This window comes from Nocardiopsis sp. MT53, assembly GCF_019598965.1.
Taxonomy (GTDB): Bacteria; Actinomycetota; Actinomycetes; order Streptosporangiales; family Streptosporangiaceae; genus Nocardiopsis; species Nocardiopsis changdeensis.
Genome location: NZ_CP080599.1, coordinates 5,764,387 through 5,790,204 on the forward strand (window position 1 = coordinate 5,764,387; position 25,818 = coordinate 5,790,204).

The window sequence follows — 25,818 nt, forward strand, 5'->3', positions numbered from 1 at the left end:
CGTCCTCGGCCACGGTGCCCGCGTGGCGAACACCACGCCCCCCTCGGGGTCCAGGACACCCGATCACAGGAGGAGACGCCCCGGGAACCGGTCGGGTTCGGCCCCCGCGGCGACTTCATCGCAGGAATCATCCCCCCGCGACCCGACCGGCGAAACTTTCCTACCCGCCCGAACGCCCCCTGCGCCCCAGCACCCACGCCGCCACCAGATAGGGCGCCGCGAACACCGCGAACGCCCACCCGTGCCCCGTCAGCGCGAACACCACCGCGTACAACGGATACGCCGCCGTCGTCACCAGGTCCGTGCCCAGCCCCGCCACCGACGTCACCGTGGCCCGGCTCGACCCCGTGATCCGCTCCTGCAACCGGGCATCGGCCACCACACAGGCCGCCTGGCACACACCGAACCCCGCACCCAGCAGCACCCACCCCACGGCACCGCCCAGCAGCGCCCCCGACGCCACGGCCACCGCCGCCGCACCCAGCAGCACCGCGAACACACCGGCCGGCAGACGCGAGACCGGGCCGGCCAGCAGACCGCCCACCGTCACCCCCGCCCACACCACCGCCAGCACCGCGGGCACCCCCGCGGCCGCCACCCCGTGGCCCGACACCAGCAACGGCACGTACTCGTCCAGCATCCCCCAGAAGGAGGTCACCACCACCAGCAGCACGACAGCGCCCCGCACCCGCCGGTCCCGGCGCACCTGCACCAGCCCGGCGCGCAGGACCGCACCGTACTCCCGCAACGTGGCGGGCTCGGGGTCCTCATCCCCGTCCCCACCGACCTCCGCGGCGGACGGGACGGCCGGGGCCGAGGGGTGGTGGGGCCGGTGCGGACCCGCACCCACCGCACCCGGCGCCCCCGAAGCGACCCCCGAGCCCGGCCGGTACTCGGGCAGCACCAGACCGGCCAGCGCGCACACCCCGCACACCGCCACACTGGCCGCACCCACCGCCGCGTACCCGCCCCAGGCCATCACCGGCACCGCGGCCAGGGTGGCCGCACCCACCGCCGCCACCCCCAGCGCCCGGGCCACACCCATCACCCGCGCATAACGGCCCACCGCACCACGGTGCGCCAGCTCGTCGTGGACCAGCGCCTCAAGACAGCCCGAGGACAGGGAACCCCCCACCCCCCACAGCACGAACCCCGCAGCGAACGCACCATAACCCGGCGCCAGCAGCCACAGGGCGAAACCGGCGGCCGTGAACACCGGGGCCGCCGCCAACAGGTACCGGCGCGGGACGACGTCGGCCAGCGCCCCGGCCGGCACCGAGAACACCAGCCCCACACCGGACCAGAGCATGAAAAGGGAACCGATCTGCGCCACCGACAGGCCGTGGTCGGCGAACAGCAGGGCGTACACCGGATACAGGAGGACGAACTCCTCCGCCGCCGCGTACACGTACAGCGGCCCGGTCAGCCGGAACACGCGCGCACCCGGGGCGCGCACGGACTTGACAGTCATGGATGAGGTCTTTCGGTCGAACGTGCAGGGACACCAAAGAGCGGTGCCGCCGGGCGGGGCCCGGGCACGGACCGAGGACCGTCGTAGGACTTAATGTCGCTTGCGCATGCCGCCAGCATACGCCGCCCCGCCCCTCCACGGGCAGGGGCGGGGCGCCCACCCCACCCGACAGGACCGGAACCGGGCTCAGGGGGCGGTGCGACCACCCGCCACCCCCGGCGGACACACCGACCACGCACACACCCCGCCCCCGCCCCCGCGAAAGCAAAAGGTTCCCCAGGCCCGTCGCGCACCGTCACCGATTCGCCACCCCATGTCAGAAGATGTTCACCCCGGCAAGACCGGAGAGTTCGCCCCCCTGTGACCGGATGGAACACGGCCCCGCCACCCCCGGCGGGCACCGACCCCGCACCGAGGAGAACCCATGCCGGACACCCCCATCACCCGCCGCCGCGTCCTGGCCGGCGGCGCGGCCCTGGGCGCCGCCGCCCTGGCCGGCGCCACCCCCTGGCACACCCCCGCCGCCGCGGCCGCCCCCCGCCCGGCCCCGCGCACCGACCCCTTCACCCTCGGCGTCGCCTCCGGCGACCCCGACCACACCAGCGTCGTCCTGTGGACCCGCCTGGCCCCCGACCCCCTCGCCCCCGACGGCCGCGGCGGCATGCCCGACCGGGCCGTCGACGTCCACTGGCAGATCGCCGAAGACGAACACTTCACCCGCCCCACCGCCTCGGGAACCACCACCACCGGCCCCGCCGACGCCCACGCCGTCCACATCGAGGCCCGCGGCCTGCGCCCCGGCGCCCACTACCACTACCGGTTCCGCACCGGCACCCACATCAGCCCTATCGGACGCACCCGCACCACCCCCGCCCCCGGCGCCCGCACCGACCGCTTCGCCTTCGCGTTCGCCAGCTGCCAGAGCTTCACCCACGGCCACTACACCGCCCAACGCCACCTCGCCGACGAGGACCTCGACCTCGTCGCGTTCCTGGGCGACTACATCTACGAGACCGGCGGCACCGGAACGGCCGGCCGCCCCCACATCCCCGCCCGCGAAGTCCACGACCTGCCCGGCTACCGCATCCGCCACGCCCAGTACAAGACCGACACCGACCTCCAGGCCGCCCACGCCGCCTTCCCCTGGGCCGTCGTCTTCGACGACCACGAACTGGAGAACAACTGGGCCGACGACCACCCCCACGGCGGACAGCCCTCCCCCGAGTTCACCCGCCGCCGCACCGCCGCCCTCAAGGCCTACTACGAACACATGCCCCTACGGCCCGCCCAACGCCCCCACGGCCCCGACCTGCACCTGTACCGCACCCTGACCTTCGGGCGCCTGGCCCGCCTGCACCTGCTCGACACCCGCCAGTACCGCGACGTACAGTCCACCCCCGACCGCGAGGACCCCGACCGCACCCTCCTGGGCACCGAACAGAAACACTGGCTGCTGGACGCACTGGCCACCACGCCCGCCCAGTGGAACATCCTCGCCCAGCAGGTGTTCTTCTCCCAGCGCGACTTCGCCGCCGGCACCCCCCGCGGCTTCAGCGACGACGCCTGGGACAACTACAAGGCCGAACGCGACCAGGTCCGCGACCACCTGGCCGGCGTGCGCAACCCCGTGGTCATCACCGGCGACGTGCACGCCAACTACGTCGTCGACGTCAAGGCCGACTTCGACGACCCCGCCTCCGCCACCGTCGCCACCGAACTCGTCGGCACCTCCCTCACCAGCGGCGGCGACGGCACCCACCACAACCCCGGCGACGCCGTCCAGCTCGCCGAGAACCCCCACATCACGTTCATCGACCGCACCCGCGGCTACGTCCGCAACACCCTCACACCCACCCACTGGCAGGCCGACTACCGCACCGTGGAACGCGTCTCCGCACCCGGGGCGCCCATCGCCGACCTGGCCCGGTTCACCATCGCCGACGGCACCCCCGGAGCAATCCCCCAGGCATGACACACCCCCTGTGGGACCCGCCCCCCAGGGCGGGCCCCACAGGGGGTCAGGATTCCGCCGGCGCGATCCACAGGGCCTCGGCGGCCACCAGCCCCAACGACCGGTCCCGCCCCCGTCCCCCCGGCCCCGAACGCACCGTGATGCGCAACGACCCCGCGAAGGGCAGCCGCTCCTCGACCCGCACCGTCATCCCGATCCCGATCTCGATATCGGCCAGGTACCGCAACAGGTCGGGGTCGGTGTCGTTGACCCGCACCACCGTGCCCTCCACACCCTCCTCGGCCTCCGACAGCAGCACCGAGGGCCGCTCCACCACACGCCCGTCACTCGTGGGGATCGGATCACCGTGCGGATCGACCACCGGATCGCCCAGATACGACGCGATCCGGTCCACGAACTTGTCCGACACCACGTGCTCCAGGATCTCGGCCTCGTCGTGCACCTCGTCCCAGGAATAGCCCAGCGCCGCCACCAGGTACGTCTCCAGCAGACGGTGGCGGCGCAGCACCGACAGCGCCGCCTTGGTCCCCTCCTCGGTCAGGCGCACCGACCCGTACCGGCGGTGGTCCACCAACCCCAGATCGCCCAGCTTGCGCAGCATCCCCGACACCGAGGAGTTGGAGACCGACAACCGCTCCGCCATCCCGGAGATGGTCACCGGACCGGTACCGCGCTCCTGCAGGTCGTAGATGACCTTCACGTAGTCCTCAACCGACGTGGACGGTCGTGTCGGGGTGTCGTTCATGGTCGTAACCGTATCGCGGACCACCCCCGCGCCACGATTTCCGCACCGCCCCCCGCAACGGCCCTCACCGGCCGGGGGAGGCGAAGGACAGGCCCCGGGCGGCCAGCTCCTCCTCCAGGATCCGCACCGCCTTGGGGCCCACCCCGTGGATCTTCAGCAGATCCGCCGCCGTCACCCGCGTCAGGTGCTCGAACCGGGTGTAGCCGTGCAGCGCCAGCTCACGCGGCGCCACCTTGCCCATCCGCCGGGGGAACTCGGTCGCAGGCACACCCTCCTGCCCGTCCATGGCGACCCTCCCGCCACATCGACGACACGTCCGGGATGAGCCTAGACGCCGCCACCGACACCGCCCGACGGGGTTCTCCAGGCCCACAGGAGCGGTCCCCGAGGGAGGCCTGTGACGTAGGCCGACCGTCGAGGGCGGCGGCGGGTGACGGGCGGGCGAGGACCGCGACGGAGGTTCTGGAGATCCCGCCCTCGGGGTACCGGGTACGGCGGCCGAGCTGCGGCCGCAGGCCGCCCGTTGAGGACCTCCTGAGGACCTCAGCACAGCCCGGACGCCGACACCGGCCCTCAGGCCGGGCAGCCGTCACCGCCCGGCACCAGGTCCGGACGCCCCCGCGAGACCACACGCACCCCCGCCACGCCCACCTCGCGGACCTGCAGGGAACCGCACGCACAGCGCACCCACACCGTCGACCCGGCCGCCGTCACATGCCGGGACACCACACGGAAGGGCTGGGAGTCGGGCCAGCCGCAGTGCGGGCAGGTGCTCGTCATCGTCGTCCTCGATTCCTTCTCCTCGGAGACCGGACCACTCCAGCCTCCCTCTCCACACCATCAATGTCCACGTTGAATTTCTGGACAAGACCATGAAGCATGGACTACATGATCGACCTACGGCGCCTGCGCGTCCTACGCGCCGTCGCCCACTACGGAACCGTCACCGCCGCAGCCGAAGCCCTCCACATGACCACCTCGGCCGCATCCCAACAGATCCGCCTGCTCGCCGGAGAACTCGGCGTCCCCCTGCTCGAACCCCGCGGCCGCGGCGTACGCCTCACCCCCGCCGCCCACGACCTGCTCACCCACGCCGACGACATCACCGCCCGCTGGGAACAGGCCGAGATCCAGATCCGCGGCCTGGGCACCGAACCCGCCGGACTCCTGCGCGTCGCCTGCTTCCCCGTCGTGATGTCCCGCCTACTGGCCCCCATGGCCGCCCGCCTGTCGGCCGACCACCCCCGACTGGACGTACGCCTCACCGAGACCGAACCCGGACCCGCCCTGGACCTGCTCTTCCAGGGCGAGGTCGAACTCGCCGTCATCGAAGCCGCCCCCGGCGTCCCCCCGCCCACCGACACCCGCTTCGACCAGACACCCCTCCTGGACGACGTCCTGGACCTCGTGGTCCCCCACGGCCACCCCCTGGCCGACCTCACCGAGGTACCCCTGGCACAGGCCGCCGACCAGACCTGGGTCCTACCGCCCCCCGACACCACCTGCCACGCACACGCCATGTCCGCCTGCGGCGCCGCCGGCTTCACCCCCCACGGCCCCCACCGGGCCCGCGAGTGGAGCGCGGTCGCCGCCCTGGTCGCCCACGGCCTGGGAGTCGCACTCATCCCCCGCCTGGCCGACCTGCCCGCCCTGCCCATCACACGCGTCCCCCTGAAGGGTAAGCCGTCCCCCGCGCGCAAAATCCTCACCTGCACCCGCCGCGGCTCGCGCACCCACCCCGCCGTCACCGCCGCCCTGACCCTCCTGACCGGCCTGGCCGCCGACCTCGCCCACCCCCGCCCCTGAACCGCACCCCCCGCCGCCCGCACCGCAGTGCCCACCATCACACCCGAAAGGCACCGCCATCACCCACACCATCACCCCGGGCACCACCGCCGACCACCCCGCCTGCGCCGACCTGTGGACCGCCGCCCTCGCCCACCGCGACGGCACCGCCCCCGACCCCCAGGCCCGCGCCCGCGCCCGCCGCGCACTCCGGCACACGCCCAGCCTGCTCCTGCTCCTGCGCGCCCCCGGCCACCCCCCAGGCGGCTACACCCTCACCCACCTGCCCACCGCCCCCGACCGCACCGCCCACCTGGCCTACCTCGCCATCGCCCCCGCCCTCCAGGGCGGCGGCCGGGGACGCCTCCTGCTGGACACCACCCTGGAACACCTGGCCCGGGCCGCCGACGCCGTCACCCTCCAGGTCGCGCCCGCCAACACCGCCGCCCGCGCCCTGTACGAATCCACCGGCTGGCAGCCCCTGGGCCCGGACCGCTTCGACTCCGGCCGCCCCGCCCTGCGCTACCGCAAGACCCTATGACCCCACCCCTTGACCTCAACATTGGTCGAGGTTGTCGAATGGTCGGCGACACCCCGCCCCCACGGGCCCCACCCGACCACCGGAGCACCCCATGACCACCATGACCGTCGGCCCCATCACCGACACCGACCGCACCGACGCCACCGCCACCGTCCACGCCCTCCAGGACGCCTTCAACACCAACGACCCCCACGCCCTGGGCGCCCTCTACACCGACCACGCCTCCTGGACCAACGCCGCCGGCACACGCCTGGACGGCCGCACCCAGATCACCGCCTTCGCCGAAAAAGCCATGACCGGCCCCCTCACCGACTCCCGCGCCCGCTACGACATCGTCAAACTCCTGTCCCTGTCCCCCGACCTCATCGCCGCCAACGTCCACCAGACCCCCGTCGACACCACCGGACACCCCGCCCCCGGACCCCACGGACGCGCCCTGTACATCCTCGCCCGCACCCCCTACGGATGGCGCATCGCCGCAGGCCAGAACACCGCCATCGACCCCACCTGAACCACACGCGAAAGGCGGGGCCCCACCGGGCCCCGCCCCCGCACACCACGACCGTCAGCGCACCGCCGCCCCCGTCCGCCCCGCCTGCTGACGCGGCACCGACGGCCGGACCTCCAGCACCCCCGCCAGGAAATCCGACACCAACAGCAGCGCCGCCCGGTTCGCATGCGTATCACGCATGCTGTCCACCATCATGAAATCGTGGATCATCCCCTGGAAGCGCACCGCCGTCACCGGCACCCCCGCCTCCCGCAACCGACGCGCGTACGCCTCACCCTCATCACGCAGCACATCCGCCTCACCATTGAGCACCATCGCCGGCGGCAGCCCCCGCAACTCCTCCAACGACGCCCGCAACGGCGAAGCATAGATCTGCGCACGCTCCTGCGGATCGGTCGTGTACTGGTCCCAGAACCAGATCATCCCGTCCCGGTTCAGGAAATACCCCGTCGCGAACTCGTGGTACGAACCGGTGTCGAAATCCGCGTCGGTCACCGGGTACAGCAGCGCCTGCCCCTTGAGCTCCACACCCCCGCGGTCCTTGCACATCAGCGCCAGCACCGCGGACATGTTCCCGCCCACCGAGTCCCCGCACACCGCCATACGCGACCCGTCCAGGCCCCTGCCCGCCCCGTGCTCCACCACCCACCGCGCCGCCGCGTAGTTCTGCTCGATCGCCGTCGGGTACTTCGCCTCCGGCGCCCGGTCGTACTCGGGGAAGACCACCGCCGCCCCCGTCCGCACCGCCAGCTCCCGCACCAGCCGGTCATGGGTGTTCGCACTGCCGAACACCCAGCCCGCCCCGTGGATGTAGAAGACCACCGGCAAGGTCCCGGTCGCCCCCGCCGGGCGCACGATCCGCACCGGCACCTGCCCCGTCGGACCGCCCTCCACCGTGACCCACTCGTCGGTGACCTCCGGCTTGGGCACACCCTCACCGCTCTGCACACCCTCCAGGACCTCCCGGCCCTGCTCCGGCGGCAGCTCGTAGATGAACGGCGGATTCGCGTTGGCGTCGGCGAACTCCTGGGCGGCCTGCTCCAGGACCACCTTCTTCTCGGACATCCATCCCCCCGTGGAAAAACCCCGGACCGCGCTCCCGCGGCCCGGGGCCACCCTTTTCCACCGCACCGCCCCCGCAAACGGCCGATTCCCCTACCCTGACCAGGCCATCACCCACCCATGCCCCACCTGCCCCCGCACCCGCCCGCCTCTTTACCCCCACCCGGCCCTGACCAGGCACACCCCCGGGTACGACGCCCGGGACGACACCACCACCGGCGAGGGACCACGCACATGAACCTCATCACCAGGGGCTTCCACGGACGCCGCGGCGGCGACCCCGACCGCATCCCGCCCGGCCAGTACCAGACCCACGACTTCCCCGTCCTGACCGTGGGCCCCACACCCCGCGTCGACACCGACACCTGGACCCTCACCATCACCACCGAGACCGGCACCCGCCACACCTGGACCTGGCGGCAACTCCTGGACCTGCCCCAGGAGAACCCCCACACCGACATCCACTGCGTCACCCGCTGGACCAAACTCGACACCGACTGGACCGGCGTCAGCCTCGACACCCTCCTCCACGACGTCGAGACCACCGCCGACTACGCCCTGGCCCACTCCCACGGCGGCTACACCACCAACCTCCCCCTCCAAGACCTCACCGACGGCCAGGCCTGGATCGCCCACACCTTCGACGGCCGCCCCCTCACCCCCGAACACGGCGGCCCCGCCCGCCTCCTCGTCCCCCACCTGTACTTCTGGAAATCCGCCAAATGGATCAGCGGCCTCACCCTGCACCACGAAGACGAACCCGGCTTCTGGGAACAGGCCGGCTACCACGACTACGGCGACCCCTGGCGCGAACAGCGCTACCGGGGGGACTGACCCATGGCCCCCTGGACCCCGGCCACCCTGGAAACCGACCGGTGGGAGACCCCCACCGCCCGCACCCTGGTCCTCTCCGTCCCCGGCTGGACCGGCCACCGCCCCGGACAACACGTCGACCTGCGCCTGCGCGCCCCCGACGGCTACACCGCCGAACGCTCCTACTCCATCGCCTCCGCCTCCGGCCCCGACCGCCTGGAGATCACCGTCCAACTCGACCCCGACGGAGAGGTCTCCCCCTACCTCGTCCACGACTTCACCCCAGGCGACCAGGTCGAACTACGCGGCCCCCTCGGCGGCTGGTTCGTCTGGGACACCACCTCACCCGACCCCGTCGTCCTCATCGGCGGCGGCTCCGGCATCGTCCCCCTGGCCGGCATGGTCCGCGAACGCCGCCGCACCGGAAACAGAGCCCTCTTCCGCCTCCTGTACTCCCTGCGCACCCCCGACGACCGCTACTACCGCACCGAGCTGGGACCCGCCGCCGGCCCCGGCGTCGACGTCTTCCTCGCCTACACCCGCACCGCACCCCCCGGATCGGCCCGCGGCCCCAAACGACTCAGCGTCGCCGACCTCAACACCCACGGCCTCCCCGCCGAACTCACCCCCGTGTGCTTCGTGTGCGGACCCACCCCCTTCGTCGAGACCGTCGCCGACGGCCTCCTCGCCCTGGGCCACGACCCGCACCGGATCCGAACCGAACGCTACGGCAGCGGAGGCGGACGATGAACCCACCCACCACCCGCACCCACCTCGACGCCAACGTCCTCGCCGGACCCCTCTCCGAGGTCTTCGCCGTCGACATCACCGCCGCCGAACGCCTCTGCGCCCACTGCGGCGACCACGGCGCCTTCGCCCGCCTGCACGTCTACACCGACGGCCCCGGCCTCATCGCCTGCTGCCCCACCTGCCAGACCCTGGTCCTACGCCTGGTCCGCACCCCCCGCGGACTCGTCCTGGACCTGGGCGGCACCGGTTGCATCACCCTGCCCGCCCCCGACTGAACCACCCACCCGACCGGCCCACAGCACCCCGCCGCACACCCCAGGACGACCACACCCGAAACAGGGACAAAGACCCCGTGTCATCCCCGCACCCACCACCACCGGGAACCTATCCTGCGCCCATGCACATCCGCATCCTGTGCCGCACCTGCATAGGCACCGGCCGCCGCACCCTCATCACCGCACGCCTCGAAGACGACCACACCCTCACCCCCACCCTCCTCACCCACCCCTGCACCGACTGCGACAGCCACGGCCACACCACCCAGACCGCCACCATCCACCCCGACACCACCCACCCCCCACATGACCCCACCCCCCACACAAAAAAAGGGGGGGCGCCGACCACACCGCCGACACCCCCCGAACACTCACCCCGCCAACGGCAACCACCCCGTCCGCACCTGCCAGCCCCCACCCGCCTCCAAACGCTCCACCACCGCACGCTCCAAACGCGTCCGCCGCGACGCACGCGCCACATCCACCTCAGGCAACCCGAACACGAACCGGAACACATCCGACTCCCCCGGCACACCCCCACCCACCAACGTGAACCGCCGCTGGAACCCCACGATGTTCGACCCCTCCCCCAACACCTCACCCCACCGCGGATCCAACAACCACGACGTACACGTCGCCACCACCGGATCCATCCCCAAATGAGCCCGCGCGAAAGGCCGCGCCCGCCCCAACGCATCCGACACCGACACCGGATCCAACCCACCCGACGGAATGTGCAACCGCAACACCGGATCCCCCACCCCGAAACCGGGACCCAACCCCGCCGCCTCCTCCCGCGAATACCACTCCACCCCGCCCTGAGGCCCTAACACCGCAGGCTCCAACTGCAACCCGCCCACCCAGAACAACCGCCCACGGAACTGCGCCGCCACCCACGACGCCGTCTCCACACCCACCCGACCGAACATCCGCCGCGAACGCCCCACCTGCACACCCACATCCGCCAACGTCGCCCGCGTCACCGCCGGATCCACACCCAACGCACCATGAGCCGCATACTGCGCCGGCACCCGCGCCGCAAAAGCCACCAACGACGCCACCCGCACCCGCACATCGTCATAACCCACCAACGACGGCCAATCCACCCACGTCCCCACAGGCAACCCCGCATCCGCCGCCAAACGCCGGTACATACCCACCACCAGCGCCCACGCCTCCGCAGACCACCCCTCACCCGACGGCCCAGGCCACACCGCCGCCACATCCGCCCGATCCAACGGCTCCAGACCGAACTCGTCCCACACCCGCTCCGCATCCGCCCCCTGCGGCACCCGCAACGGCTCCAACGGCTCCGGCAACCCCCGCGCCGCGATCAACCAACGACGGTCATCCTCCGCCAGACCCAACCGGTCGGCCACCATGTCAGCGTTCATCCGCACATCATGGCCGAACACCCACCCCCGACGCGAGCGCCCGAAAAACCCACCACGAACACAACGACCACAAACGAACCCCAACCCCCACACCACGCGTCCCACCCAGGGAAAACCCCCTTCACCCCCACAAGAAGGTCTGGACAGTGGGCATAGTGTTGACATGTCCCGCCCCTAGCACCGCACCCACCGAGACGAGGACGACCTCCGATGCCCCACCCGGCACACCGTGTACGTGAGTGGCTCACCGCCTACGACTCCCCGACCACCTCGGTACCCCACGTGCTGTGCGACCGCCACCACCCCGACCGCACCGCCATCACCCAGATCGGCCCCGACCTCACCCCCACCACCCTCACCTACGGCCAACTCCGCGAACGCTCCCAAGCCCTCGCCAACGGACTCGCCGCCCACGGCATCCGCCCCGGCGACCGCATCGCCACCCTCATCCCCAAAGGCATCGACCTCGCCGTCACCGCCCTCGCCACCTGGCGCCTCGGCGCCGTCCTCGTCCCCCTCTTCACCTCCTTCGCCCCCTCCGCCATCCGCGAACGCCTCACCTCCTCCCACACCCGCCTCGTCATCGTCGACGACCACCACCGCACCAAACTCGACACCGACGACACACCCCCCTGGACCATCGCCACCACCGGCACCCACCCCCTCCGCGACGGCGACACCACCCTCACCGCCCTCTCCACCACCGACGCACCCCCCACCCCCGACACCGCCGTCGGCGGCGACGGCCTCCTCGCCATCGTCTACGTCTCCGGACTCGTCGGCCCACCCCGCGGCGTCCCCGTACCCGTCCGCGCCCTCGCCGCCATGCACGCCTACCACCACTACGGCCTCGGCGTCGACGACCACGACACCTACTGGAACACCGCCGACCCCGGCTCCGCCTTCGGCCTCTACCACGGCCTCATCTCACCCCTGCTCGCCGGACACGCCTCCATCGCCCTCCGAGCCGGATTCTTCGACCCCGAACTCACCCTCGACGTCCTGGGCATGTACGAGGTCACCAACCTCGCCGCCGACCCCACCACCTACCGCACCCTGCGCGCCGCCACCAAGACCCTGCCCCCCGAGATCGTCGTCCAACGCCTCACCAGCTTCGGCGAACCCCTCGCCCCCGACGTCATCGACTGGGTCACCGACCTCTTCGGCATCCCCGTACGCGACCACTTCGGCCAGACCGAACTCGGCTGGTGCGTCGGCATCCCCAACGGCGACACCGGCCAGGACACCGGCGACGCCACCCCCGGCGCCATCGGCCCCGCCCTGCCCGGCTGGAAGGTCACCGTCCTGGAGGCCATCTCCGACGAACCCGCCCCCCTGGGCGCCTACGGCCGCATCGCCGTCGACCTCGAACACAGCCCCCTGGCCTGGTTCACCGGCTACCTCGACAACGACGCCGCCTCCCAGGTCCGCTTCACCCCCGACAAGGCCTTCTACCTCACCGGCGACACCGGCATCCTGGACCGCCGCGAATGGCTGTTCTTCTCCACCCGCGACGACGGCGCCATCCTCAGCCGCGGCTACCGGATCGGCCCCACCGAAGTGGAGGCCGTCCTCAACGAGCACCCCGCGGTGGACGAGTGCGGCGTGTACTCCATCCCCGACGAACTCGCCGGACAGCTGATCGGCGCCCGCGTCGTGCTCGCCCCGGGCACCGAGGCCTCCGAGGAGCTGGCCGCCGAACTCAAGGACTGGGTGGGCACCCGGTTCGCCACCCACGCCGCACCGGACGTGGTGGACTTCGTGCCCGAGCTGCCGCGCACCGCCTCGGGCAAGATGCGCCGGTCCCGGCTGCGCTGACCGGACCGGGGTCCCCGGACCCCGGGGACCCGCCGGGGCGGAGCCGGCGCTCCGCCCCTCAGCCCTGCGGCACCAGCTCGTCGATGCGCGCGGCCAGCGCCATGTCCTTGTCGGTGATCGCCCCGACCGAGTGGGTGGACAGGGCCAGGTGCAGGGTGTCGTAACGGATGTCCATGTCGGGGTGGTGGCCGACCTGCTCCGCCGCCTGCGCGATGGTGTTCACCAAAGACACGACGGCCGGGAAGTCCGCCAGACGCAGGGTGCGCCGCAGCACCGGCCCCTGCGAATCCAGCTGCCAGCCGTCCAGGCGCTCCAGGCCGTCGCGGATCTGTTCCTCGGTGAGCTTCACGGTGACCCTCCCCGGTAGGCGTCCGGTGTGCACGCCGCACCTTACCCGCCCCGGACCGGCCCCAACCAGGCTGTTCATCAGGAGAGGGGTGCGGCGGAGCCGCACGCCTTCTTGTTGTTATGGGCCTTTGGTCAAAAGAACCCCCGCCTTTACGACGTAGATTCTTCAGGGGAGCACAGCGTTCCCACTGCTCCGTTACCAACCTGAGCCCCTGCCCCTGACCAGGCACGACGCCCCTCCCCGCCCCCGGGCGCCCCACCCGCCCCTTGCACTCTCCCCTGGTGACCGGCTTCACTCGGGTGGATCCGGTACCCCCTACCCCCCGACACCGGCCCGGAAGCGAGCCCATGCCCCCCACGAAGCGCCGGTCGCTCCGCGCCCGCATGATCACCCTGGTGCTCCTGCCCAGCACCGTCCTCCTCCTGGTGTGGTCGCTCTTCACCGCCCTGCTCGTGGGCGACATCCGCGCGCTGCGCACCGAGACCGCCCTCACCCGCGAGGCGGGCACCGCCGTCTCGGCGGTGATCGGCGCCCTCCAGGACGAACGCCTGGCCACCGCCGCCTCCGCGAACGGCGCCCAGAGCAGCCTGCTGGCCCTGGAGGACTCCCGCGCCGCCACCGACGCCGCCGTCGACGAACTGGCCGGGGTCCTGGGCGGCTTCGACACCGACGTGCTGCCCGTCCAGGCCCTGCACCTGCAACGGGACCTGGGGGGACTGGCCCACCACCGCGCCATCGTCGACGCGCTGCCGCCCTACCGCCGCGAACTCGTGCAGACCGCCGCCGCCTACCACGACCTGGTCGAGCAGGGCCTGCGCTTCTGGGACTCCCGCGTCGAGCACGCCGAACCCGCGCAGATCCCCCGCCTGCGCTCCCTGACCTCCCTGATGCGCGCCCGCGAACTGCTGGCCCGCCAGAACACCGTGTTCACCCACGCCGTGGCCACCGACACCTTCACCCCCGGCGCCCACACCGAGTTCGTCGCGGCCGCCGGCGCCCAGCGCCACACCTGGGACCGCATCGGCGCCGAACTCGCCCCCGAGGACGCCCGCACCTACCGGCTCCTGGAGACCTACGACTCCCTCCGGCGCGTGCGCGACCTGCAGAACGAGGTCATCGCCGCACCCCAGCACACCCGCCCGCCGGTCAACGCCTCCGCCTGGCAGGGCGCCGCCGAGGCCTCCGACCAGCGCATGCGCTCCGTCGAACGCGGCCAGCTCCGCCTGCTGGCCGACTACGGCGACGCCCGCTCCGCCGACCTCGCCCGCACCGCCCTGCTGACCAGCCTCCCGATCCTGGCCGTCGCCCTGGCCTCGGCGGCCGTCGCGATCACCGGCGCCGTCCGCATGGGCCGCCGCCTGCACCGCCTGCGCACCACCACCCTGGAGTACGCCCGCGTCCACCTGCCCCGCCTCACCGCCCGCCTGCGCGCCGGGGAGGAGGTCGGACCCGAGCCCGCCCCGGTGCCGCGCACCCGGGGCGACGAGATCACCGACGTCGCCGACGCCTTCGACGACGCCCGCCGCGCCGCCGTGGCCGCCGCCGTCCAGGAGGCGCGGCTGCGGGCCGGGGTGAGCGCCATGTTCGGCACCATCGCCCGCCGCACCCAGTCGCTGGTCCACCGCCAGCTGGCCGTCCTGGACCGGCTGGAACGCGACGAGACCGACCCCGACGCCCTGGCGGCCCTGTTCCGCGTCGACCACTTCAGCGCCCGGCTGCGCCGCAACGCCGAGAACCTCATGCTGCTCAGCGGCGGCGCCCCCACCCGGCGCCCCCGCGCCCCGATGCGGCTGCACGAGGTGGTGCGGGCCGCCGCCGGGGAGATCGAGGACTACACCCGCGTCCAGCCGCGCGGCCTGCCCCCGGTGGCGCTGCGCGGCGACACCGCCGCCGACACCGCGCGGCTGCTGGCCGAGCTGCTGGAGAACGCCACGGCGTTCTCCCCGCCCGACACCGAGGTCGAGGTCGGCGCGGCCCTGGGCGACGGCTGCCGCATCGAGGTGACCGACCGGGGGCTGGGCATGGGGGAGGCCGCCCTGGAGGAGTACAACGCCCTGCTGGCGGACCCGCCCCGGTTCGACGTCGCCGGGCTGGTGGAGGACTCGCCGCTGGGCCTGTTCGTGGTCGCCACCCTGGCCGCCCGCCACGGGCTGCGGGTGGAGCTGTCCGCCGCACCGGGCGGCAGCGGCGTGCGCGCGACCGTGCACGTGCCCGCCGACGCCCTGGTCGAGCCCGGCCCCGCTCCCGCTCCCCCACCGCCCGCCGCCGTCACCGCTCCCCCGTCGCCGGAGGACACGGTGCCCGGCGGCACGGTGTCCGAGAGCACTGTGTCCGAGAAAACGGTGCACGTGTCCCCCGCGGCCCCGGCGAACGGGGACGGCCCGCACGGGGGCACCGACGCCGACCACTACATGGGGCTCCCCCGCCGCCGGCGGCGCGCCGTCGACCCGGCACCCGAACCCGTGACCACCACCGATGACGACGACCGCTCCCCCGAGCGGGTCCGTTCGCTGATGAGCGCCTTCCAGGCCGGAACCCGGCGCGCCCGCGCCGCCGGACCGGACGGCGACACCGAGGAAGGATGAGGATGATGTCCGCCCAAGCCGAGGAGAACGGGACCGGCACCCTGGACTGGCTGCTGGCCGACCTGGTCGAGAGGATCGCGCATTCGCGCAGCGCACTGCTGCTGTCGGCCGACGGGCTGCCGCTGGCGGCCTCCCCCGGCATCGACCGCGAACACGGCGAGCGCCTGGCCGCCATCGCCTCGGGGTTCGCGTCCCTGGCCAGGGGCGCCCGCGCACCCCTGGGAGCGTCCAAGGTGCACCAGACCGTGGTCGAACTGGACACCGTGTTCTTCTTCGTGGTCGACGCGGGGCAGGGCGCCTCCCTGGCGCTGGCCGCCGGGACCGACTGCGACATGGGCCAGGCCGCCTTCGAGATCAACCGGCTGGTACGCCGGGTCGGCCCCCACCTGGCCGCGCTCCCGCGCCGGGGCGGACGCGGGTGATCCCCGACCACGGCGAGGGGCCGGACCTGATCCGCCCCTACGCGCTGACCGGGGGCCGGACCCGCCCCTCCCGGTCGGACCTGACCCTGACCACCTCCGTGGTGGCGGTGTCCGAGGTGGTCGAGGACGATCCGGAGTGCCGGCGGATCCACGCCCTGTGCGGCCGGCCGGCGACGGTGGCCGAGGTCGCCTCCCGGTCGGGGCTGCCGCTGGGCGTGGTCCGGGTGCTGCTGGCGGACCTGGTGGACCGGGGATACGTGCTGGCCCGCTCCCCCGCACGGGGGCGGGACCGGCCCGACGAGGCGACACTGCGCGCGGTACTGGCGCGCATCAAGGAACTCTGAGGCGCATTGAACGGAACGACGACGATGGACGCACCGGGAGTGTTCGGGCAGGCGCCCGACACGCTCAAGATCGTGGTGGCCGGCGGTTTCGGCGCGGGCAAGACCACGCTGGTGTCGGCGCTGAGCGAGGTCGAGGCGCTGCACACCGAGGAGGAGATGACCGTCGCCGGGACCGGCGTGGACGACCTGGAGGGGGTGGAGGCCAAGACCACCACGACGGTCGCCCTCGACTTCGGCCGCATCACCCTGGACCCCGCCACCGTGGTGTACCTGTTCGGTACACCGGGGCAGCGGCGCTTCTCGCACATGTGGGAGGAACTGGTGGAGGGGGCGCTGGGCGCGGTGGTGCTCGCCGACACCCGCCGCCTCACGGACTGCTTCGACGTCATCGACTTCTTCGAGGCGCGGAGGGTCCCGTTCGTGGTGGCGGTGAACTGCTTCGACGGACAGCGCTCGCACCGCGCCGAGGACGTGCGCGTGGCACTGGACGTGGCCGACCCGGTTCCGGTCATGCTCTGCGACGCCCGCGACCGCTCCTCCGTCAAGGAGGTGGTGGTGGAGCTGGTCGAGCTGGTGCTGCGCCTGGAGCTGTCGGGCGCCTGACCCGCGTGGGCCCGCGGGGCCCGGCCCCGGGCGGCCCGGAGGGGCGGGCGGGAGCGCTGCGGCGCCCCCGCCCGCCGTGCCGCGCGGGGTCAGCCGCCGTTGCGGCGCCGGTCCACCGGCACGATCAGCGGGGTGTGCGTCTCGGGGTCGGGGATGATCCGCACGGGCAGCCCGAACACGTGCTCCACCAGCTCGGCGGTCACGATCCGGGAGGGCTCCCCCTCGGCGACGATCTCCCCGTCCTTCATCACGATCAGGTGGGAGGCGTACCGGCAGGCGTGGTTGAGGTCGTGCAGGACCGCCACCAGGGTGTGCCCGCCCTGGTCGTGCAGCCGCGCGCACAGGTCCAGCATGTCCATCTGGTGGGCGATGTCGAGGTAGGTGGTGGGCTCGTCCAGCAGCAGCAGCGGCGTCTGCTGGGCCAGCACCATCGCCAGCCACACCCGCTGGCGCTGCCCGCCCGACAGCTCGTCCACCGACCGGTCGGCCAGCTCGGCGACGCCGGTGGACTCCATCGCCTCCGCCACCACCCTCTCGTCGTCCTTGGACCACTGGCGCAGGAACCCCTGGTGGGGGAAGCGGCCGCGGGCCACCAGGTCGGCCACGCCGATCCCGTCGGGGGCGATGGAGGTCTGCGGAAGCAGCCCCAGGCGCCGCGCCACCTCCTTGGCCGGGTAGGACGAGATCGCCTGCCCGTCCAGCAGCACCCGCCCCTGGGCGGGCTTGAGGGTGCGCGACAGCGCGCGCAGCAGCGTGGACTTGCCGCAGGCGTTGGGCCCCACGATGACGGTGAACGAGTTGTCGGGGATGGTGACGGCGAGGTCCCGGGAGATGACGCGCTGGTCGTAGGCGAGCGTCAGCTCCTGGCCGCTGAGGCGGTCGATGTGGTGGACGGTCATGTTCTTCCTCGTGGGGATGGGTGCGCGGGTCGGGCGGGCTCAGGCGCGGCCGCGCCGCCACTCGGTGTACAGGAGCCAGATCAGGTAGCCGCCGCCGATGACCGCGGTGACCACGCCGACCGGCAGCTGCGTGGGGGCCAGGGCGCGCAGCGCCACCAGGTCGGCCACCGCCAGCAGGGCGGCGCCCATGAGTGCCGCGCCGACGAAGGTGGTCCCGCCGGTGCGGGTGAGGCGGCGGGCCAGCTGCGGGGCGGCCAGGGCCACGAACCCGATGGGGCCCGAGACGGCGATCGCCGCGCCGGTCAGCGCGCTGGCGGCGGCCAGCGCCGCCATCTGCGTGGCCTGGGTGTTCACGCCCAGGGCGCGCGCGGTGTCGTCGCCCAGCTCCATGAACCTCAGCCGGCCGCCGAGGTAGACCAGGACCGGGCCCAGCAGCGCCAGGCTCGCCCACACGGCGATCACCTCGCTCCAGCCGCGGGCGTTGAGGCTGCCGATCATCCAGATCTGGGCGCTCATGGCGTCGGTGAGCTCGGCGCGGGTCAGCAGGTAGTCGCGGACCGCGGTCAGCATCGCCGAGATGCCGATGCCGACCAGCACCAGCCGGTATCCCTGGACGCCGTTCCTCATGGCCAGCAGGTACACGACGGCGGCCGTGAGCAGGCCGCCGGCGACGGCCCCCGCGGACACCATGATCCGGCCGCCGCCCACCAGCAGGATCACCGCGACGGCGCCGGTGGCGGCGCCGCTGGTGAACCCGATGATGTCGGGGCTGCCCAGGGCGTTGCGGGACAGGCTCTGGAAGACCGCACCCGCCAGGCCCAGGGCGGCGCCCACCCCCAAGGCGGTCAGCGCCCGGGGCAGGCGCACGCCCTGGACGAAGAACACGTCCAGGCGCTCGCCGACGCCGGCGATGGCGGCGGGCACCGCCGCGATGGGGATCTCGTAGTCGCCCACCGACACCGAAACGACCAGGGCGGCCGCGGCGGCCGCGACCAGGACCAGCGCCACGACGAGCGTGCGCGGGCGCACCAGGAGCGAGACGCGGTCGCCGAAGCGCAGGGCGAAGGAGCCGCGCGGGGTGAGCCGGCCCCCGGTGCGGGGGCGCGGCGGGGTCAGGGTGCTCACAGGGCTGCCATCTTTCTGCTGCGGACCAGGGCGATGAACAGGGGGGCTCCGACGAACGCGGTGATGATGCCGACCTCCAGCTCGGCGCCGGGGACGACGACCCGGCCCAGGGTGTCGGCGGCGGTGAGCAGGATCGCGCCGAACACCGCCGAGTAGGGCAGCAGCCACCGCTGGTCGGGGCCGGTGACCATGCGGGCCACGTGCGGGATGATCAGCCCCACGAACCAGATGGGCCCGGCCGAGGCGGTCGCCGATCCGCACAGCAGGATCACGGCGATCGCGGTCAGGGTGCGGATCGTCGGGATGCGCGCGCCCAGGGAGGCCGCCAGGTCGTCGCCCAGGGCCACGGCGTTGAGGGAGGGGCCCAGCAGCAGGGTCAGCACCACACCCCCGATGAGGAACGGGGCGACCTGCCAGAAGATCTCCAGGTCGCGGCCGACCAGGGAGCCCACCTGCCAGAACCGGATGCGGTCGAACACGAAGTCGTTGAGGACGATCACGCCGAAGATCAGGCCCTGCAGGACCGCGGCCACGGCGGTGCCCGCCAGCGCCAGCCGCACCGGGGTGGCGCTGGCCGGCCCGCGCGACCCCAGCATGTAGACGGCGACCGAGGCCAGTGCGGCGCCCAGGAAGGCGGGCCAGATCAGCGCCGACCCGGCGGCCCCGAACGCGAACACCGCGACCACCACCGCGGCGGCGGCACCGGAGTTGACCCCCAGGATGCCCGGCTCGGCCAGGGGGTTGCGGGTGAGCGCCTGCATGAGCGCCCCGGCCAGGCCCAGTGCCGCCCCCACGAACACGCCGATGACGGTGCGCGGTACGCGCAGGGTGCGGATGACGTTGTGGTCGTAGGTCCCGTCGTAGGCGGTCAGCGCGGCCCAGACGTCGGCGACCGGGATGGGCTTGGCGCCGACGGTGATGCTGAGCAGGACGCACACCGCCAGGGCTCCCAGGGCCGCGAGCAGGCCGACGGGCCGGACGATGCGCCGGGTCGGGGTGGGGGGTGCGAGGGTGGGCGCGCGCAGGGCCACGGCTTCCCCGTTCGTCGTGTAGGTGATCGTGGGCGTCGTCCGGGGGCGTCCCGGCGTGGACCGTTCCCACCACCGCGGATCGACCAGGACAGGTTAGCCTTACCTGGGTCGTCCTCGCACGGAAGGGTCCCCCCATGTACTTCTCCCGCAGCCTCCGTCCCGGCCGCCGGACACCCCCGGCGCGCCCGTCCGGAACAACGGTCACCCTAGCGGCATCGGCGCTGGTCCTCGTCCTGGGGGTGACCGGTTGCTCCGGCGCCGGGCCCGCTCCGGCCTCCGAGGGGGCCGGGACCCGGACGGTGGAGGGCGCCAACGGGACCGTCGAGGTGCCCGCGGACCCGCAGCGGATCGCCGTCCTGTGGCGTCCGACACTGGCCGCCGTGACCCTGCTGGGCCACCACCCGGTGGCCGCCATGGGCACCCCCGGCGCCCCCGGACAGGGTCTGGCCCCCTTCCTGCCCGAGGACGTCGAGGGCGACATGATGAACCTGGTCACCAACTCCCCCGCCGAGGACGATGTCAACCTGGAGGCGCTGGCCCTGGCCGGACCCGACCTCATCATCGGGGTGTCCACACAGGTCGGCGCGCAGGACGCGATCGAGGAGGAGCTGTCGGCGATCGCGCCCACCGTCCTGCTGGAGTGGGAGGGCACCGGGTCCTGGCGCACCCACCTGCACGACGTGGCCGCCGTCCTGGGCCGGGAGGCCGAGGCCGAGCGGGCCGACGCCGCCTACGACGCGGCGGTGGAGGAGGCCCGGGACGCGATCGGGGAGGCGGGGGTGGACCCGGCCACCGAGGTGTCCCTGGTCCGGCTGCAGAGCGACACGGAGGTCCGCCTGGAGACCGCCGCGTCCTTCCCCGGCCAGGTCATCGGCGACCTGGGGCTGGCCCGGCCCGAGGGGCAGGCCGAGCCCGAGGGCGGGACCGACTTCGTCCCGCTGTCGTACGAGAACCTGGACCGGGGCGACGGCGATGTGGTCTTCGTGCTGGCCGGGTCCGGGTTCCCCGACGCCCCCGACACGTTCTCCGACGGGGTGTGGGCCGGCCTGGAGGCGGTGCGCGGCGGACGGGTGTACCGGTTCGACTACGACGTGTGGGGCGCCTCCAACCTGCACGCCGCCCACCGCATCGTCGAGGAGGCCACCGCGGCGCTCACCGGCCGGACCGAGCCCGCCCTGTAGGCGCCCGCGGGCCCCGGGGACCTCCCCGGGGCCCGCCGCGCCGGCGTCCGGCGCCGTCAGCGGCCCCTGCGGGCGGCCCGGCCGGTGCGGGTGCTCCCCGAGGGGCGCAGCAGCCAGCCGATGAGCCCGCCCACCACCACGGCCGCCGTCAGGGTCACCCACAGCGGGGAGGTCACGGAGACGAGCAGCAGCCTGATCTCGGTGGGCTCCCGGTTCTGCACGATGAACACCACGACCCCGACCAGCAGGACCAGGGCCACCCACAGCTTCGGCGAGGCCAGCGGCCCCCGTCCGTTCTCCACCGTCGTCGGATCGGTCATGGCGTCCCCCTTCGTCCGCGGCCGGCCCGGCCGCGTCTGAGCCCGGCCCCGCCCGGCTCCCGGCCGCCGGGGCCCGCCGGGGGCCCGCCGGGCGTGGACGGCCGGACCCGCGCGGGGCCTCTCCTGCCACGTCACCGGCGGCGGGCGCGAACAAACCCCGCGGAAGGTGAGCAGTTCTTTACCCTGCGTGCCCCCGGCGGGCGCGCGGCGGCCCGGTCGGGGCGGGCGCCCGCCCCGACCGGGCCGCGGGGCTCAGTTGCCGCCGCGCGGGGCGACGTTGACGCCGCTGCCGTAGGGGATAGGCAGGAAGTCGACCTTCCCGTCCTTGAGGGCCTGGTAGAGGATGTAGCCGTCTGGGCCGAGCACCTCCACCAGCGCCTCGATCGCCTCCAGCTCCTTGTCCACCCGCTCGTTCTCCTGCTCCTGGGCGGTGGTCATCTCCACCGCCTCCTGGGCCAGGGTCAGCGCGTTGCGGACCTCCTCGGGCGGGGTGGGCTGCTGGATGGTCAGCTGCGGGGTGCCGCACTCCTCCTCGCCGGTGTAGACGGGCGAGCAGAAGAACTCGCCGCCGCCCTGCTCGTCGATGTAGGCCGCGGTCAGGTCGCCGACCTTCTGCTCCCACTCGGCCTTGGCGTCGGCGCTGGTGTACAGGTCGCGCCAGGCGTACTCCTTGGTGGCGTCGTCCAGGGCCCGGTTGAGGGGCTGGCCGATGTAGTCGCGCAGCAGGTCGATCCAGCCGGCGTCCTCGTAGGCGGTGTACTTCAGGCCCAGCCGCTCGTGGAACTCCTGGAGCTGGTCGCACTCGATGTTGAGGCTGAAGGTCACCAGCCCGGTGACGGTGAGTTCGAGGTCGTCCTTGGACACCACCGTGGAGGAGGCCATCTCGGCGGCGTCGGAGCCGGAGAACTCGAAGGTGCGCTGCCCCGCGGGGTAGAGGTAGGTCTCGTCGCCCGGGCCGTGGTACTCGCGGTTGCCGGGGTCGATGCAGCTGTCGAAGGTGGTGGAGGAGAAGGCGCCCGCGTCGTACTCCAGGCCCGCGCTGTCGGGTCCGGCGTTGGCCGAGCAGGCGGTCAGGGCGAGGGCGGCCGCGGCCGCGGTGAGGGCGGCGAGGGTGCCGGTCCTCCACCCGCGGGTGCGGCGGGGCTGCGTGCGGCTGGTCGTGCGAGGGGGCATGGGCGCACCATTCGTCTCAGAGGGGGAATCCGTCCTCACCTCTCGGACGGTCGCGGAGCGCCCGCGGATCCCGGTGACCTGCACAGGTCACCGGGATCGGGGCCTCACGACGCGAAGATGTCCCAGCCCATGCGCAGGAGCAGTCCGGCGATGACCACCAGCAGGACCGCGCGGACGAACCCCGAGCCGCGCTGCAGCGCCATGCGGGCGCCGATCTGGGCGCCGATGACGGTGGACACCGCCAGCCCCAGGCCCAGCAGCCAGTCGACGTGGCCGCCGATCGCGAACACGGTGAGGGCGCCGAGGTTGGTGCAGACGTTGACGATCTTGGCGGCGGCGGAGGCGGACACGAAGTCCATGCCCAGCACGGCGGTCAGGGAGATGATGAGGAACACGCCGGTGCCCGGCCCGATGAGCCCGTCGTAGAAGCCCACCCCCAGCCCGGCCAGGGCGATGGCGGCCAGCAGCCGGTTGCGGGTGCGCAGGCCCGGGACCTCGGCGGCGCCCATGGCGGGCCGCAGGTACACCAGCAGCGCCACCCCGGCCAGGACGACCATGATGACGGGCTTGAGGACGTCGGTGGTCAGGGCGGCGGCCAGGGCCGCCCCGCCGCCCGCGCCCAGCAGGGCCAGGGTCGCGGTGGGCAGCACGACGGCGCGGTCCACGGGCACCTTGCGGGCGTAGGCGACGGCGGCCGAGGCGGTGCCGAAGATCGCGCCGAGCTTGTTGGTGCCCAGCAGGGTGGCCAGCGGCGTGGTGGGCGCGGCGACCAGCAGGGCGGGCAGGAGCAGCAGGCCGCCGCCGCCCACGACGGCGTCGACCCATCCGGCGGCGACGCCGACCAGGAGGAGCAGGCCGAGGATCTCGGGGTCCACGGGTCACCGCCCCCGCAGCACAGGGATGATCATGGGTTCTTTTCGAGCGGGGATGTGCGGGATGAAGAGGGAGAAAGGGGGTGTCCGCGACGAATTCTAGCGGGGTGCGGGCATCCGGAGACGCACCGCACCCCGCCTGACGGCGGCGCCCGGGTCCGGGGGCGCCGCCGTGGTCTAGTGGGGCCCGTAGCGGTCCTCGAACCAGGCGCGGGCGCCCTCCACCACCCGCGGGGGCACGCTGTGCCCGCCGGGGTGCTCCAGCAGCTCCACCCGCGCGCCCAGGGCGGCGAGGTGGTCGGCCAGCAGCCGGGCCTGGTCGGGGGTGCTGATCGGGTCGGCCGCCCCCGCGCCCAGGAAGGCCGCCCTCCCCGCCAGGTCGACCCGGTCGGGGTCGCGGCCCTGCAGCGGGTAGCCGGCGCCCAGCAGCACCGCGCCGTCCAGCACGTCCGGGTGCAGGAGCATCAGGGCGGCGGCGATGTTGGCGCCGTTGGAGAAGCCGACGGCCACCACCGGGGCGCCCAGGCCGTGGTGGTCCAGGGCGGCGGGCACCCAGTCGGCCAGCTCGGCGGCGCGGGCGATGACGTCCCCGACGTCGAAGACGCCCTCGCGCAGCCGCCGGAACCAGCGGTTCATCCCGTTCTCGTCCACCCTGCCGCGCGGGGAGAGCAGGGCCGCGCCCGGGGCCAGGGTCCGGCCCAGCGGGAGCAGGTCGTGCTCGTCGGCGCCGGTGCCGTGGAGCAGCAGCAGGGTGGGCGCCTGGGGGCGGCGGGCGGGTTCGACGACGTGGACGAAGTCGGCGACCGCGCTCACCGGTCGGCGTCCAGGGGCGGCAGGGCCGCGGCGATGGCCTCGCGGTCCGGCTCCAGCCACGGCGGCAGCCGCAGGGAGCGGCCCAGTTCGAGCAGGGGCTCGTCGTAGTCGAAGCCGGGTCCGTCGGTGGCGATCTCCAGCAGCACCCCGCCGGGCTCGCGGAAGTAGATGGAGGTGAAGTAGTTGCGGTCGCGGACCTCGGTCACGCCCACGCCCCGGGCGAGGAGGTCCTCGCGCCAGGAGGCCTGGACGGGGCCGTCGGGTGCGCGGTAGGCGACGTGGTGGACGGTGCCGGCGGCCACGTGCCCGCGTTCGGCGGACGGCCGCGCGAGCACGTCGACGATGGTGCCCACCGCCTCGCCCGCCGCGGCGGTGCGGAAGCGCACCCGGTCGGCGGTCTCGCCCTCCAGCCGGAAGCCCAGCTGGTCGGTGAGCATCGCGGCGGTGTCCTCGACCCGGTTCTCGGTGAGGGTGACCGCGCGGATGCCGCGCACGGCGTGCTCGGTGGGGATGCCGCCCCCGTCCCAGGGATCGGTGTCGTGGTGGTCGGGGGCGGCGGCCAGCTCGATGACCAGGCCGTCGGGGTCGCGCAGGGACAGCACGTCCTCGGCGCCGCGCTCGGCGGGCCGGGTGAAGTCGACGTCCAGGGCTTTGAGGTGTCCGGCCCACCAGCCCAGCGACCCCTCCGGGACGGAGAAGGTGGTGACGGTGGCCTGCCCGGCGCCCTGGCGCCCGCGCGGGGCCCCGGGCCAGGGGAAGAACGTCATGACGGTGCCGGGGTTGCCCGCCCGGTCCCCGTAGTAGAGGTGGTAGGTGGTGGGGTCGTCGAAGTTGACGGTGCGCTTGACCAGGCGCATGCCCAGAACGTTGCGGTAGAAGTCGGCGTTGGCGGCCGGATCCGTGGCGATGGCGGTCACGTGGTGGATCCCCGCGGGGCGTACGTCCATTCGGCACCTCTTTCGAG

At 73.4% G+C, this 25,818-nt stretch carries 28 protein-coding genes; 13 read left to right on the forward strand and 15 right to left on the reverse strand.

Annotated elements, in window-relative coordinates; translation table 11 throughout:
• Positions 1–160: 160 nt before the first annotated feature.
• A complete protein-coding gene (locus tag K1J57_RS25680) occupies positions 161–1,471 on the reverse strand; it encodes an MFS transporter (RefSeq protein ID WP_220561293.1) in 1,311 nt (436 codons plus the stop codon).
• A gap of 424 nt (positions 1,472–1,895) precedes the next feature.
• Here K1J57_RS25680 and K1J57_RS25685 point away from each other — a divergent pair, with 424 nt between their 5' ends.
• The gene (locus K1J57_RS25685) at positions 1,896–3,443 is read left to right on the forward strand and encodes an alkaline phosphatase (RefSeq protein ID WP_220561294.1); all 1,548 of its coding nucleotides are present in this window, start codon (positions 1,896–1,898) and stop codon (positions 3,441–3,443) included.
• A gap of 46 nt (positions 3,444–3,489) precedes the next feature.
• Here the strand turns inward: K1J57_RS25685 and K1J57_RS25690 are convergent, their stop codons facing one another.
• The 3 genes from K1J57_RS25690 to K1J57_RS25700 all read right to left on the reverse strand — a co-directional run bounded on the left by K1J57_RS25690 (position 3,490) and on the right by K1J57_RS25700 (position 4,968).
• Positions 3,490–4,188: a metal-dependent transcriptional regulator gene (locus K1J57_RS25690; protein WP_220561295.1), complete on the reverse strand. Its 699-nt coding sequence runs from the start codon at positions 4,186–4,188 to the stop codon at positions 3,490–3,492.
• A 64-nt stretch (positions 4,189–4,252) separates the two neighbouring features.
• Entirely contained in the window at positions 4,253–4,456 is a 204-nt protein-coding gene (locus K1J57_RS25695) for a hypothetical protein (RefSeq protein ID WP_220561296.1), read from the reverse strand.
• A gap of 305 nt (positions 4,457–4,761) precedes the next feature.
• A complete protein-coding gene (locus K1J57_RS25700; protein WP_220561297.1) occupies positions 4,762–4,968 on the reverse strand; it encodes a hypothetical protein in 207 nt (68 codons plus the stop codon).
• Positions 4,969–5,076: 108 nt separating this feature from the next.
• On the opposite strand from K1J57_RS25700, the gene K1J57_RS25705 reads away from it, so the two are divergent.
• The 3 genes from K1J57_RS25705 (at position 5,077) to K1J57_RS25715 (ending at position 7,025) form a co-directional block, all read left to right on the forward strand.
• The gene (locus tag K1J57_RS25705; protein ID WP_220561298.1) at positions 5,077–5,994 is read left to right on the forward strand and encodes a LysR family transcriptional regulator; all 918 of its coding nucleotides are present in this window, start codon (positions 5,077–5,079) and stop codon (positions 5,992–5,994) included.
• A 217-nt stretch (positions 5,995–6,211) separates the two neighbouring features.
• Entirely contained in the window at positions 6,212–6,514 is a 303-nt protein-coding gene (locus K1J57_RS34205; protein WP_370634692.1) for a GNAT family N-acetyltransferase, read from the forward strand.
• A 91-nt stretch (positions 6,515–6,605) separates the two neighbouring features.
• Positions 6,606–7,025 (forward strand): SgcJ/EcaC family oxidoreductase, encoded by a 420-nt coding sequence (locus K1J57_RS25715; protein WP_220561299.1) that lies wholly within the window; start codon positions 6,606–6,608, stop codon positions 7,023–7,025.
• A gap of 54 nt (positions 7,026–7,079) precedes the next feature.
• Here the strand turns inward: K1J57_RS25715 and K1J57_RS25720 are convergent, their stop codons facing one another.
• A complete protein-coding gene (locus tag K1J57_RS25720) occupies positions 7,080–8,090 on the reverse strand; it encodes an alpha/beta hydrolase (RefSeq protein WP_220561300.1) in 1,011 nt (336 codons plus the stop codon).
• Between the two features lie 231 nt (positions 8,091–8,321).
• Between K1J57_RS25720 and K1J57_RS25725 the strand changes: the two genes are divergently transcribed.
• From K1J57_RS25725 to K1J57_RS25735, 3 genes are read left to right on the forward strand one after another with little or no spacing between them, the layout of a single operon-like run.
• Entirely contained in the window at positions 8,322–8,921 is a 600-nt protein-coding gene (locus K1J57_RS25725) for a molybdopterin-dependent oxidoreductase (protein WP_220561301.1), read from the forward strand.
• 3 nt (positions 8,922–8,924) lie between these two features.
• Complete coding sequence (locus K1J57_RS25730; RefSeq protein WP_220561302.1) at positions 8,925–9,650, forward strand: ferredoxin reductase; 726 nt, start codon at positions 8,925–8,927, stop codon at positions 9,648–9,650.
• Complete coding sequence (locus K1J57_RS25735) at positions 9,647–9,925, forward strand: DUF6510 family protein (protein WP_220561303.1); 279 nt, start codon at positions 9,647–9,649, stop codon at positions 9,923–9,925. The genes K1J57_RS25730 and K1J57_RS25735 overlap by 4 nt, the downstream gene beginning before the upstream one ends.
• Positions 9,926–10,296: 371 nt before the next feature.
• Here the strand turns inward: K1J57_RS25735 and K1J57_RS25740 are convergent, their stop codons facing one another.
• Positions 10,297–11,319 carry an acyltransferase domain-containing protein gene (locus tag K1J57_RS25740; RefSeq protein WP_220561304.1) on the reverse strand — a complete coding sequence of 341 codons (1,023 nt, stop codon included), beginning with the start codon at positions 11,317–11,319 and terminating at the stop codon, positions 10,297–10,299.
• 210 nt (positions 11,320–11,529) lie between these two features.
• Between K1J57_RS25740 and K1J57_RS25745 the strand changes: the two genes are divergently transcribed.
• Entirely contained in the window at positions 11,530–13,137 is a 1,608-nt protein-coding gene (locus K1J57_RS25745; protein ID WP_220561305.1) for an AMP-binding protein, read from the forward strand.
• 58 nt (positions 13,138–13,195) lie between these two features.
• Here K1J57_RS25745 and K1J57_RS25750 read toward each other — a convergent pair whose 3' ends face one another.
• On the reverse strand, positions 13,196–13,486 hold the full coding sequence (locus tag K1J57_RS25750) for a 4a-hydroxytetrahydrobiopterin dehydratase (protein ID WP_220561306.1): 291 nt from the start codon (positions 13,484–13,486) through the stop codon (positions 13,196–13,198).
• Between the two features lie 347 nt (positions 13,487–13,833).
• Here K1J57_RS25750 and K1J57_RS34055 point away from each other — a divergent pair, with 347 nt between their 5' ends.
• From K1J57_RS34055 to K1J57_RS25770, 4 genes are read left to right on the forward strand one after another with little or no spacing between them, the layout of a single operon-like run.
• Positions 13,834–16,071 (forward strand): ATP-binding protein, encoded by a 2,238-nt coding sequence (locus tag K1J57_RS34055; RefSeq protein ID WP_220561307.1) that lies wholly within the window; start codon positions 13,834–13,836, stop codon positions 16,069–16,071.
• 5 nt (positions 16,072–16,076) lie between these two features.
• The gene (locus K1J57_RS25760; RefSeq protein ID WP_255646597.1) at positions 16,077–16,493 is read left to right on the forward strand and encodes a roadblock/LC7 domain-containing protein; all 417 of its coding nucleotides are present in this window, start codon (positions 16,077–16,079) and stop codon (positions 16,491–16,493) included.
• Positions 16,490–16,837 carry a DUF742 domain-containing protein gene (locus tag K1J57_RS25765; protein WP_255646598.1) on the forward strand — a complete coding sequence of 116 codons (348 nt, stop codon included), beginning with the start codon at positions 16,490–16,492 and terminating at the stop codon, positions 16,835–16,837. The genes K1J57_RS25760 and K1J57_RS25765 overlap by 4 nt, the downstream gene beginning before the upstream one ends.
• Positions 16,838–16,861: 24 nt before the next feature.
• Complete coding sequence (locus K1J57_RS25770) at positions 16,862–17,440, forward strand: ATP/GTP-binding protein (protein ID WP_220561309.1); 579 nt, start codon at positions 16,862–16,864, stop codon at positions 17,438–17,440.
• A gap of 89 nt (positions 17,441–17,529) precedes the next feature.
• Here the strand turns inward: K1J57_RS25770 and K1J57_RS25775 are convergent, their stop codons facing one another.
• The 3 genes from K1J57_RS25775 to K1J57_RS25785 are packed head-to-tail and all read right to left on the reverse strand — an operon-like array spanning position 17,530 to position 20,495.
• Positions 17,530–18,339, reverse strand: coding sequence for an ABC transporter ATP-binding protein (locus K1J57_RS25775; RefSeq protein WP_220561310.1), 810 nt, complete (start codon positions 18,337–18,339; stop codon positions 17,530–17,532).
• Positions 18,340–18,378: 39 nt separating this feature from the next.
• The gene (locus tag K1J57_RS25780) at positions 18,379–19,464 is read right to left on the reverse strand and encodes an iron chelate uptake ABC transporter family permease subunit (RefSeq protein WP_220561311.1); all 1,086 of its coding nucleotides are present in this window, start codon (positions 19,462–19,464) and stop codon (positions 18,379–18,381) included.
• Positions 19,461–20,495: an iron ABC transporter permease gene (locus tag K1J57_RS25785; protein WP_220561312.1), complete on the reverse strand. Its 1,035-nt coding sequence runs from the start codon at positions 20,493–20,495 to the stop codon at positions 19,461–19,463. Before K1J57_RS25785 ends, K1J57_RS25780 begins: the two co-directional genes overlap by 4 nt.
• Positions 20,496–20,734: 239 nt before the next feature.
• On the opposite strand from K1J57_RS25785, the gene K1J57_RS25790 reads away from it, so the two are divergent.
• The gene (locus tag K1J57_RS25790; protein WP_255646599.1) at positions 20,735–21,676 is read left to right on the forward strand and encodes an iron-siderophore ABC transporter substrate-binding protein; all 942 of its coding nucleotides are present in this window, start codon (positions 20,735–20,737) and stop codon (positions 21,674–21,676) included.
• Between the two features lie 56 nt (positions 21,677–21,732).
• Here the strand turns inward: K1J57_RS25790 and K1J57_RS25795 are convergent, their stop codons facing one another.
• From K1J57_RS25795 to K1J57_RS25815, 5 genes are all read right to left on the reverse strand, one after another.
• The gene (locus tag K1J57_RS25795) at positions 21,733–21,996 is read right to left on the reverse strand and encodes a LapA family protein (protein WP_220561314.1); all 264 of its coding nucleotides are present in this window, start codon (positions 21,994–21,996) and stop codon (positions 21,733–21,735) included.
• A 252-nt stretch (positions 21,997–22,248) separates the two neighbouring features.
• Positions 22,249–23,169, reverse strand: coding sequence for an SPFH domain-containing protein (locus K1J57_RS25800; protein WP_220561315.1), 921 nt, complete (start codon positions 23,167–23,169; stop codon positions 22,249–22,251).
• A gap of 104 nt (positions 23,170–23,273) precedes the next feature.
• The gene (locus K1J57_RS25805; RefSeq protein ID WP_220561316.1) at positions 23,274–24,044 is read right to left on the reverse strand and encodes a TSUP family transporter; all 771 of its coding nucleotides are present in this window, start codon (positions 24,042–24,044) and stop codon (positions 23,274–23,276) included.
• 174 nt (positions 24,045–24,218) lie between these two features.
• Entirely contained in the window at positions 24,219–24,854 is a 636-nt protein-coding gene (locus tag K1J57_RS25810) for an alpha/beta hydrolase (RefSeq protein WP_255646601.1), read from the reverse strand.
• Positions 24,851–25,801, reverse strand: coding sequence for a ring-cleaving dioxygenase (locus tag K1J57_RS25815; protein WP_220561318.1), 951 nt, complete (start codon positions 25,799–25,801; stop codon positions 24,851–24,853). Before K1J57_RS25815 ends, K1J57_RS25810 begins: the two co-directional genes overlap by 4 nt.
• Positions 25,802–25,818 lie beyond the last annotated feature (17 nt).

Excerpts from the sequence above, each read along its gene's own strand:
- K1J57_RS25680 (WP_220561293.1), bottom strand. The coding sequence starts at position 1,471 with ATGACTGTCAAGTCCGTGCGCGCCCCGGGTGCGCGCGTGTTCCGGCTG.
- K1J57_RS25685 (WP_220561294.1), top strand. The coding sequence starts at position 1,896 with ATGCCGGACACCCCCATCACCCGCCGCCGCGTCCTGGCCGGCGGCGCG.
- K1J57_RS25690 (WP_220561295.1), bottom strand. The coding sequence starts at position 4,188 with ATGAACGACACCCCGACACGACCGTCCACGTCGGTTGAGGACTACGTG.
- K1J57_RS25700 (WP_220561297.1), bottom strand. The coding sequence starts at position 4,968 with ATGACGAGCACCTGCCCGCACTGCGGCTGGCCCGACTCCCAGCCCTTC.
- K1J57_RS25705 (WP_220561298.1), top strand. The coding sequence starts at position 5,077 with ATGATCGACCTACGGCGCCTGCGCGTCCTACGCGCCGTCGCCCACTAC.
- K1J57_RS25715 (WP_220561299.1), top strand. The coding sequence starts at position 6,606 with ATGACCACCATGACCGTCGGCCCCATCACCGACACCGACCGCACCGAC.
- K1J57_RS25720 (WP_220561300.1), bottom strand. The coding sequence starts at position 8,090 with ATGTCCGAGAAGAAGGTGGTCCTGGAGCAGGCCGCCCAGGAGTTCGCC.
- K1J57_RS25725 (WP_220561301.1), top strand. The coding sequence starts at position 8,322 with ATGAACCTCATCACCAGGGGCTTCCACGGACGCCGCGGCGGCGACCCC.
- K1J57_RS25730 (WP_220561302.1), top strand. The coding sequence starts at position 8,925 with ATGGCCCCCTGGACCCCGGCCACCCTGGAAACCGACCGGTGGGAGACC.
- K1J57_RS25735 (WP_220561303.1), top strand. The coding sequence starts at position 9,647 with ATGAACCCACCCACCACCCGCACCCACCTCGACGCCAACGTCCTCGCC.
- K1J57_RS25740 (WP_220561304.1), bottom strand. The coding sequence starts at position 11,319 with ATGAACGCTGACATGGTGGCCGACCGGTTGGGTCTGGCGGAGGATGAC.
- K1J57_RS25745 (WP_220561305.1), top strand. The coding sequence starts at position 11,530 with ATGCCCCACCCGGCACACCGTGTACGTGAGTGGCTCACCGCCTACGAC.
- K1J57_RS34055 (WP_220561307.1), top strand. The coding sequence starts at position 13,834 with ATGCCCCCCACGAAGCGCCGGTCGCTCCGCGCCCGCATGATCACCCTG.
- K1J57_RS25760 (WP_255646597.1), top strand. The coding sequence starts at position 16,077 with ATGTCCGCCCAAGCCGAGGAGAACGGGACCGGCACCCTGGACTGGCTG.
- K1J57_RS25770 (WP_220561309.1), top strand. The coding sequence starts at position 16,862 with ATGGACGCACCGGGAGTGTTCGGGCAGGCGCCCGACACGCTCAAGATC.
- K1J57_RS25775 (WP_220561310.1), bottom strand. The coding sequence starts at position 18,339 with ATGACCGTCCACCACATCGACCGCCTCAGCGGCCAGGAGCTGACGCTC.
- K1J57_RS25795 (WP_220561314.1), bottom strand. The coding sequence starts at position 21,996 with ATGACCGATCCGACGACGGTGGAGAACGGACGGGGGCCGCTGGCCTCG.
- K1J57_RS25800 (WP_220561315.1), bottom strand. The coding sequence starts at position 23,169 with ATGCCCCCTCGCACGACCAGCCGCACGCAGCCCCGCCGCACCCGCGGG.
- K1J57_RS25815 (WP_220561318.1), bottom strand. The coding sequence starts at position 25,801 with ATGGACGTACGCCCCGCGGGGATCCACCACGTGACCGCCATCGCCACG.